3 protein-coding genes and 1 pseudogene are annotated in these 8,223 nt (G+C 62.9%); all 4 read right to left on the reverse strand.

Translation table 11 applies throughout. The features are described 5' to 3' along the window. Positions 1-114: 114 nt before the first annotated feature. Positions 115-360: a DUF2789 domain-containing protein gene (locus ABX75_RS29580; protein WP_187697034.1), complete on the reverse strand. Its 246-nt coding sequence runs from the start codon at positions 358-360 to the stop codon at positions 115-117. 45 nt (positions 361-405) lie between these two features. Then, positions 406-981 (reverse strand): annotated as a pseudogene (gene cysC / locus ABX75_RS04290) (adenylyl-sulfate kinase); the annotation flags it as partial. Continuing rightward, the gene (locus ABX75_RS04295) at positions 965-2,479 is read right to left on the reverse strand and encodes a TolC family protein (protein WP_034095263.1); all 1,515 of its coding nucleotides are present in this window, start codon (positions 2,477-2,479) and stop codon (positions 965-967) included. The pseudogene cysC and the gene ABX75_RS04295, both read right to left, overlap by 17 nt. Positions 2,480-2,520: 41 nt before the next feature. Beyond that, a partial coding sequence (locus ABX75_RS04300; RefSeq protein WP_047881516.1) for an S-layer family protein occupies positions 2,521-8,223 on the reverse strand: 5,703 nt, incomplete at its 5' end.

Below are 8,223 nucleotides of genomic sequence, written 5' to 3' on the forward strand. Positions count from 1 at the left end.
GGGCATATCCGACTGTCGCCAAGGTGACCCCCCCCAAAAAAACCCAGGCGATTAGCGCCCAGATTTTTTTACTGCTCACCTTTTTTTACAAAACACCATTTTCAAAAGATTTTTTTACACCCCTCGGCCATCCCGCAACATCAGATTCAACTCATCCACCACCTCCGCCCAATCCGCATCGTCCAAGATTTCCTCACGCAAAAATGCTTTCTGGCTGTCTGTCCAGAAAAACGCCTCTGCCAACTTCAAATCCGGCTTGAGTGGCGAGTGAGCGGTCACAAACTGATCAATACTGACCGGGTCATCCGGCAGTCCAAGCTGTTTGAACAGTGACGGCAAGCTGTGCACGGGCGATTCCATGGTGGGCTCCTGAGAAGATGAATGCCCAGAGTCTAGTTCAGGCGCCAGCCAGGCCAGTAATCGCTCGACGCCCTGTTTCACCGACAGCACGCCGGTGTCCAACACCAGCGATGCCAGGGGCGGCGGTTCATAGGGGGAGCCAATGCCGGTAAACCCCGGCAACTCGCCTTTACGCGCACGGGCGTAGTGCCCCTTGGGGTCGCGGCTTTCGCACACTGCCAGTGAGGCGCTGCACCACACTTCGCGATAATCGTCACCGAGGCGTTCGGCAAACACCGCGCGCAGGTCCGTCAGTGGCGCAATCATTGCCAGGATCACAATCTGCCCGTTATCCACCAGCAGCGCCGCCAGTTCGCTGGCGCGGCGGATGTTTTCCAGGCGGTCCTTATCGGAAAAACCCAGGTCTCGATTGAGGCCGCCGCGCAGGGTATCGCCGTCGAGTACCAGGGTTTGTCTGCCCTGTTCGAACAACGCCCCTTGCAGGCCCTGGGCCAGGGTGGACTTGCCCGACGCCGGCAGGCCGGTGAGCAGGATCGCCACGCCGCGATGCCCATTGCGCGCTTCGCGGTGACGGCGCGTGATGCTCGCCGTCGGCGCTACCAGGTTATTGAGCGACGGCACGGGGCACTGGTGCAGCGATATTGCCCGCCGCCCAAGCCGACTCGCGGCTGGCCAGGGCGCTGGCGATGCTTTGCACGCGGTCGGAGTCCAGTTGCTCCGGCAGCGGGTCGAGACCGGCGCTGGCGAAGATCTGCCCGTAGGCGTTGCGCAGATCGGCGTAGGCCAGGTCGCGGCGCAGGTCGGCCTGCAAGGTGTTGAGTTCACCCTGGATCAGGTCCAGCTCACCGATCCCGGCGGCCTCATGACGGTTGCGCAATTGACCGAGGATTTGCCCGTCGATATCGGCAAGTTGTTCGCTGGTTTTGAACTGGCGCACCGCGTCCTGAAAGTTGGCGTTGGCCACGTAGAGTTGCGCGAGCACGGCAATCGACATCGCCTGGCGCCGGGCGGTGGCGACTTCTTCACCGGCCTTGGCCACGTCGATGGCCGCCGGGGCGGAGATCACATTGAACAGGTTCCAGGTGACCTTGGCGCCGTAGTCGGCCCAGCGGTTGTCCACTAGAAACGAGTTGCTGTCGTAATGCCCGCCGGCCGAAAACTCCAGCCCCGGCAGCAAGCGCAGCATGGCTTTACGGGTTTCGGCGGCGCTGATGCGGGTCTGGTAATCCTGCTCGCGCAGTTCCGGGCGGTTGGCCAGGGCTTCCTGCTCCAGGCTGGCCAGGTTCACCTTGAGCTGAGGAACGCTGTAGTCATCGGGCGTGGCCAGTTTCAACTCAGTGCCCATGGGCAGATTGATCAGGGTCGACAGCTCGGTCTTGGCCAACGACAGGGCCCGGCGTTGCTCTTGCAACTGGCGTGTGGCTTCGATCAACGCACGCTGATAGCCGAGCGCCTGGACCGGGTCGCCGATACGCTGTTCGCTCATGCTCTGGCTATTGGCCTGGGCCTGGTCGACACGGGTCATGAGGCTGTCGATCTGGGTCAGCAGACGCTCGGCGGCCACCGCGCGCCAGTAGGCGGAACGCACGTCCTGCACGATGGTGTTGATCACCTTGCGTCGACGTTCCTGGATGATCAGGCGCTGATCGCCCTGCTGCTTGGCGCTGATGTAACTCACGCCGAAGTCGAGCACGTTCCACACCATGGTCAGGTCGGCCACGCGACGGTCGCGGTCCTGGGAGGTCGAGGGTTCCAGGGACTGGGTGCCGGTGAGCACACTCTGGCTGCTGGAGGCGTTGGTGTTGTTACGCCCGGCATAGCCAGCGGACAGGGCCATGCGCGGCAGCATGTCGAAACTGGACAGGTCGGATTGACGCTTGGCCAGCGCCTCTTCCATCACCTTCAAACGGCCTTCGAGGTTGTACTTGACCGCGCGAGCCATGGCCTCGTGCAGGGTCAGCGGGCCGCTCAACGGTTCCTGATCCTTGTACATGCCGTGTAGATCGCTGCGCGCGCGTTGCTCGCTGACGCTGCGCTCGATGGGGTCACTGGTGACTGCGCACCCGCTGATTGCAAGAGCCAGCAAGCTGGCACCGAATAACTTTTGAGCTGTATTCATCCGTGGACTGCCCCTGTTCCTGCGTCTTTAATTGAGTGTGTTCAAGCCTGCATTTCGCTGATGCCGACCTGCTGCAGTGCCAGCGCCAAGTCCATGACCTGGCGCTGTTCTTTGTCGTTGATCTGGTGCAATTGCTGGCCGAAGGTCGGCGCACCCAGTGCACCGCCCGAGCTTTTGATCGACTTGCTGTCGAACGCTTTGGAGTCGCTCGCGTCACCGTGGTTTTCGCGGTTGAACAGGCCCGACAAGGTACTTGAACCAAACACCCCGCCATCGCCGCCGCCAAACCCAAGGAACCCAGAGGCACCCGCAGCATTGCCGCCATCGATGCCGAATACCTGGGCGATATAACTCGGCGCCAGGGCGTTGTTGCGGATAAAGATGTTGCCGATCGGTGGCAAGCCGCCACCCAATTCACGCTGCTCGAACAATGCCGGGAAGCCAATCGGCGAGCCCAAGTTGCCGCTGGGCGGGCCAAAGATGATCGGTTGCAGCGGCGCGTCCGGCGCACTCGGTGGCGCCATCGGGCCATCGACGCGGAACAGCGGGTCGCCGGTCAGCGCGACGGTGTTGATCGCGTAGTTGCCGGAGTTGCTGAAACCGCTTCCGGCATTGCCCGCCGCATCCGTCACCAGGCTGGTGTCGAGGGTGATGAAGTTGCTCGGGTCATTAAGGTTGGCCGTCGGCGTGAGGAGGGCCGTCCAGGTCTTGCCGCCATCGCTGGTGGACAGATTGGACAAGGTGCCGTTAGCCACGCTCAGGTCATCCAGGTCGAAGCCACTGACTTTCTCGCTGAAGGTGAACGTTACCGTGGTGGTCTGGCCGACAGTGAGGTTCGGGTTGGCGACGGAGATAGTCGCAGTTGGCCGGTCGGCGTCGAGCGCATAGTTGTTGGAAATCGCAATGCCTGCACCGGCATTGCCCGCAGCGTCGTTGACCAGGCCGTTGTCCAGCACCACCAGGTTGGTGGGGTCAGTAATTGCGCCGGTCGGCGTCAACGTGGCCGTCCAGGTCTTGCCGCCGTCGCTGGTGGCAAGGTTGGACAAGGTGCCGTTGGCCACGCTCAGGTCCGACAGGTCAAACCCGCTGACCGCTTCGCTGAAGGTCACAGTGACCGTGGTGGTTTGCCCGATGCCCAGGAGGGCGTCCGCCACGGTGATGGTCGCGGTCGGCCGCTGGGTATCGATGCTGTAGTTGTTGGAGTCCGTGGTGCCGACGCCACTGTTGCCCGAGGCATTTGTCACGCCGCTGTTGTCCAGCACGATAAGGTTGCTGGTGTCGGTGATATTGCTGGTCGGCGTGAGCGTCGCGGTCCAGGTAACGCCGCCATCGCTGCTGCTGACCGCACTCAGAGTCCCGTTGGCGAGGGTCAGGTCAGCGTTGGTAAAGCCGCTGACGGCCTGGCTGAAGGTGATGGTCACCTGGGTGGTTTCGCCCGCTTTCAGTTGCGTGTCGGCCACCACGACGGTTGCCGTCGGCACCTCGGTGTTCACGGCATAGTTGGCGGAGCTGGTGGTGCCGGTGCCGCTGTTGCCCGCCAGGTCGGAGATGCCGGTGTTGTTCAGCACGATCAGGTTGGTGGTGTCGGTCACACTCAACGTGGGCGTGAACGTTGCCGTCCAGGTGATGCCGCCGTCGCTGCTGCTGACGTTGCTCAGGCTGCCATTGGCCACGCTCAGGTCGCTGTTGTCGAAGCCGGTGACGGCCTCGCTGAAGGTGATGGTCGCCAATGAGGTTTCGCCCGGGCGCAGGTCGCTGTCGCTCATGACAATCGTGGCCGTCGGCCGCTGGCTGTCGACGCTGTAGTTGTTGGAGTCGGTGGTGCCTGCGCCTGCGTTGCCCGCCAGGTCGGTGACGCCGGTGTTGTCCAGGGTGATCACGTTGCTGATGTCGGTGATGCTGGCGGTCGGGGTGAACGTTGCGGTCCAGGTGATACCGCCGTCGCTGCTGCTCACCGTGCTCAGGGTGCCATTGGCAATGGTCAGGTCGGCGTTAGTGAAACCGCTCACCGCCTCGCTGAACGTGATGGTCACCAGTGAAGTTTGACCGAGGCTCAGCGCCGCATCCGCGACCACAATGGTGGACGTAGGACGCACAGTATCAATCGCGTAATTGTTCGAGTCGGTGGTGCCGCTACCAGCATTGCCCGAGGCGTTGCTCACACCGGTATTGTCCAGGGTGATCAGGTTGGTGGCGTCGGTGACGCTGGTGGTCGGCGTAAGGATCGCGGTCCAGGTGATGCCGCCATCGCCGCTGGTCACAGTGCTCAGGGTGCCGTTGGCGACGGTCAGGTCGGCGTTGGTGAAGCCGGTGACCGCTTCGCTGAAGGTGATGGTCACCAATGAACTCGCACCAATACTCAGGGCCGGGTTCCCCACGATGATGGTCGCCGTGGGTCGCACGGTGTCGATGGTGAAGTTACCCGAGTTGGTGATACCCGTGCCGGCGTTGCCGGCCAGGTCGCTCACGCCCGCATTGCTCAGGCTGATCAGGTTGGTGGTGTCGTGGACACCTGCGGTCGGCGTGAAGGTAGCGGTCCAAGTGATACCACCGTCGCTGCTGCTCACAGTGCTCAGGATGCCATTGGCCACGCTCAGGTCGCTGTTATCGAACCCGGTCACCGCCTCGCTGAAAGTGATAGTCACCAGTGAAGTTTCACCGGCGCTCAACACCGGATCGGCCACCACGATGCTCGCGGTCGGGCGCACGCTGTCGAGCGCGTAGGTGTTGGATTCGGTGATTCCGGAGCCGGCGTTGCCGGCGATATCGACCACACCGGTGTTATCCAGGACGATCCGGTTGTTGTTCTGGCTGACTCCCGCTACCGGCGTCATGGTCGCGGTATAGGTGATGTTGTCGCTGGTGCTCAGGCTGCTGAGGGTACCGTTGTCGGTGGTCAGGTCGGCCAGACTCAAACCCGTCACCGCTTCGCTGAAGGTGATGGTCACCAGGGATGTGCTACCGATGCCCAGGTGCTCGTTGGTCACCACCACGGTGGCGGTCGGGCGCTGGGTGTCGATAGCGTAGTTGTTGGAAGCGCTGCTGCCCCAACCCGTATTGCCCGAAACCGCCGCCTGGACCCCGCTGTTGTCGAGGGTGATCTGGTTGGTGGCGTCGGCGAGGTTGTTGCTCGGCGTGAAGGTCGCGGTCCAGGTGATGCCGCCATCCATGGTGGTTACCCCGCTCAGGGTGCCGTTAGTGATGGTCAGGTCGGCGTTGCTGAAACCGGTGACCGCCTCGTTGAAGGTGATGGTCACCAGGGACGTGCCGCCGATATTCAACGCTGGATTCGCCACCACGACAGTCGCCGTCGGCAGTACGGTGTCGATGGTGAAGTTGGCCGACTGGGTCGTGCCGGAGCCCGCGTTGCCAGCAAGATCACTGACACCGGCATTGGCCAGGGTGATGGCATTGGTTGCGCTGTTGGTATTCGTAGCCGGCGTGAAGGTCGCGGTCCAAGTAATGCCGTCGGCGCTGTTCAAGCCGCTCAAGCTGCCTTGACTGACATTCAGGTCGGCCAGGCTGAAACCGCTCACCGCTTCGCTGAAGGTGATAGTCACTAGCGAGGTTTGCCCAGCGGTCAGCACCGGGTCAGCGACAACGATGGTCGCGGTCGGCCGCTCGGTGTCGATGCTGTAGGTGTTGGAACTGGTGGTGCCGGTGCCGATATTACCGCTGGTGTCGCTGTAGGCGGTGTTGTCCAGGGTGATCAGGTTGGTGGCGTCGGTGGTGCTCGCGCTCGGGGTAAAGGTTGCGGTCCAGGTGACGCCGCCGTCGAGGCTGCTCACCGGCGACAGCGTGCCGTTGGCGATCGTCAGGTCGGCGTTGGTGAATCCGACCACGGCTTCCGAAAAGGTAATGGTCACCTGCGAGGTGTCGCCGATTTTCAGCGTGTCGTTGGTGACTACAACGGTCGCCGTCGGGCGCACGCCATCGATGGCAATGTTGTTGGAGGTGGTGGTACCGCTGCCGGCGTTGCCAGCTGCATCCTGGACCCCGGTGTTGTCCAAGGTGATGTGGTTGCTTGCGCTGACGATTGCGGCGGTCGGCGTGAAGATGGCGCTCCAGGTGATGCCGCCATCACTGGTGATGACCGGGCTCAGGGTGCCGTTGGTCACCGTCAAATCATTGTTGGTAAACCCGGTCACGGCTTCGCTGAAGGTGATGGTCACCAGCGACGTTTGGCCGATCCCCAGGTTGGTCGCGCTGAACACAATGGTCGCGGTCGGCCGCACGGTATCGATGGCGTAGGTGTTGGACTGGGTCGTGCCGCTGCCAGCATTGCCCGCACCATCGGTAATCAACGTGTTGTTGAGCGTGACGAAATTACCGCTGTGGTTGACCGCGGCGTTGGGTGTGAGGACTGCCGTCCAGTGGGTGCCATCGACCTGGACTAGATTGCTCAGGCTGCCATTGGATGCGCTCAGGTCGGTCAGGTCCAGGTCGTTGACCGTTTCGCTGAAAGTGAGGTGTACCAGGGACGAACCGCCGATGTTGAGCGCGGTGTCGGATACCACGATGGTCGCGGTCGGCCGCACGGTATCGATCACGTAGGTGTTGGAGGTGGTCGTACCGCTGCCGGCGTTGGTCGCGATGTCGGTATAGAGCGTGTTGTCCAGGGTGATGCTGTTGCCGCTGGTGTCGTTGCCGGCAGCCGGGGTCAGGGTCGCGGTCCAGTGGATATTGTCGCTGGAACTCAGGTTGCTCAGGGTGCCGTTGGCCGCCGTCAAGTCCGACAGGCTGAAACCACTCACTGCCTCGCTGAACGTGATGTGTACCAGGGACGAGCCACCGGCTTTCAACGCCGGGCTGTCGACCACGATGGTCGCGGTCGGGCGTACGGTGTCGACGGTGTAGCTGTTGGACACGGTGGTGCCGATGCCCGCCACTCCCAGCGCTTGGCTGGTGACCCCGGTGTTGTCCAGGGTGATCTGGCCGGGCGTGCTGGCGACGTTCGAGTCCGGGGTGAAGGTCGCGGTCCAGGTCTTGCCACCGTCGCTGGTGGTCAGGTTAGTGAGTGCGCCGTTGGTAGCCGTCAGGTCGGCCAGGGTGAAACCGTTGACTGCCTGATTGAAGGTAATGGTTACTACCGAACTCGTACCCAGGTGCTGGCCCGGGGTCGCAACCACGATGGTCGCGGTCGGAGCCGGGGCGTAAGCCGTGTTCACCGTGCCGCCGTCATTGAAGATGTTGTTCACGGCCGCTACGGAGGCGCCCGTGGAACCGCCGCCCAACGCAGGGCCACCGGAGCCGCTGCCACCGACGTTGCCGCTCATGGCCGCAAAGTTGGCAGCCGTCATCAACAGCGTGCCTTTGTTCCAGATCGCTCCGACGCCTTTGCCGGCCGCGCCACCCGAATCGGCGGAACCACCCAGGCCCCCACCGCCACCACCCCCGCCGCCGGCAGCGATGTTGTTGGTAATCACCGACGTGCCGACAACGGTCAATGTGCCGGTGCTGCCATTGTAGATACCGCCACTGGCCGAGGCGCCCGCACGGCCAGGTTTGTCCCAACCGGAGCCGCCACCACCGCCGCCAATGGAAATAGTGCCATTGTTCGCCGTGCCACCGGCCCCGCCATTGCTGTAGTTGGCTACGCCCACCCCCCCTGCGCCGCCGACGCTGGTACCGCCTTTGCCGCCCATGTAACTGGGGTGATAGCCGCCGCCGGTGCCGCCGGCGTTGGCAGTGCCGGAAGTACCGCCATACACGCCGGTCCCAAAGCCTGAAGAACCACCGTGCCG

The sequence above is a fragment of the Pseudomonas sp. ARP3 genome (genome assembly GCF_001029595.1).
GTDB classification, from domain to species: domain Bacteria; phylum Pseudomonadota; class Gammaproteobacteria; order Pseudomonadales; family Pseudomonadaceae; genus Aquipseudomonas; species Aquipseudomonas rhodesiae.